This window comes from Bradyrhizobium sp. MI1.11 (assembly GCF_055811255.1).
In genome coordinates this window covers 1-1,219 of record NZ_JBVVPM010000177.1, presented here as the reverse complement: position 1 = coordinate 1,219, position 1,219 = coordinate 1, and the positions used below count along the sequence as shown (strand labels likewise).

The window sequence follows — 1,219 nt, the reverse complement described above, 5'->3', positions numbered from 1 at the left end:
CAGACCAACCTATAGGGGGTCAATTTTGGACGCCGATCCCCCGGCTTAGGGGGTCAATATTGCAGGCCGAATGACACTTGCGCAATGTGCGGAGCGACTATCGTGCAGGTGAAGTTCATGCAGGCGGCTGGGTTGCCACTTTCAACTTTCCTCAGAAGACCGTGGACGGCAATGGCGTTGATGGCGGATCATCGCCGGGTCTTTGCCGTGTCCGGTCAGGTCCAGAGATTCATTACCTACGGACTATTGTTGCTCACGGCCTTTGCTGCGCTGGTGATTGGAAATTCTATTCGGTTGGGTCAGAGGGCTGTGCCAGGGCGGCAGATATGATGCCAGCTGTCAACAAGCGGGACGATCGCTGCGCTCAAGAGCAGCGCCAACGCAGCCGCAAGAGCTGCGAGCCGCAACCGCCTCCTCATTGGAATACCATGCCTTGTGCTTTCCAGAATACCAGCCGAGCTTAGCGCGAGAGGAATGAGCAATCTATTATTGTCTAAATGAAATTATTCTCGCCTGCGCAGTTCTTTATTGATCCGTCCGACAAGTACCCGGGATAGCTCTTCAAAGGTGTCAAAGCGTTCGATTTTTTGAGATGCACGCGAGCGCTCTGAAAACCAGAACACTGGGCCCTCAAACGATAGTGAGGTTGACGGCATCAGGACGTAGTCGAGGATCGCCGCGTTCTTCTCACCCAATCTAGCAGCGACAACCCATCCCTTGGGCCGTCGCGCCCGGCGGGCTATCGTCCATCGAATCGGCCTACCGACATGCATCCGCCACCTAGCTATTTGGAAGCAGATGCTCACGGTATCTTCAATGCGCAAGCACACATTAGACGCATCAATGCTGGCGCTCTTGCCCGATCTTTCGAATGTCTCTTTAAGCCGCGCAGCGTTTCCAAGCTGAAAATTGACCCAACGCTTGTACGCATCGAGCTTATCCCAGTAACCTTGTTTTCCAGTATAGCCGATCAGCCGGTAAAGATCTCGCACTGTGCCAAAGTGTTTGAGATAGGTGGTTATAGATGGCAGCCCGGGGGTCTCCTTGATGATGTCCCCGCTGAGTTTGCCTTTCTTCATTAGGACTTTTCGAAGGCGTAGAAGCATCTGATCTTCCGGTATGCGGACACAACGTTCCTCCAAGTGCGGAATCCGAGGCAAAGCGGCCACCGATTCCGACGGAAGGCGGCCAGCGATTCCGATCGAAAGCGGCCACCCAA

The 1,219-nt window shown here is 54.3% G+C and carries 1 protein-coding gene and 1 pseudogene; one reads left to right on the top strand and one right to left on the bottom strand.

What is annotated here, in order from left to right; all coding sequences use genetic code 11:
• Positions 1 to 102 precede the first annotated feature (102 nt).
• Positions 103 to 330, top strand: a complete 228-nt coding sequence (locus AC0L30_RS42975) for a hypothetical protein (protein WP_473406789.1) — start codon at positions 103 to 105, stop codon at positions 328 to 330.
• A 173-nt stretch (positions 331 to 503) separates the two neighbouring features.
• Here the strand turns inward: AC0L30_RS42975 and AC0L30_RS42970 are convergent.
• Positions 504 to 1,219 (bottom strand): annotated as a pseudogene (locus AC0L30_RS42970) (hypothetical protein); the annotation flags it as partial.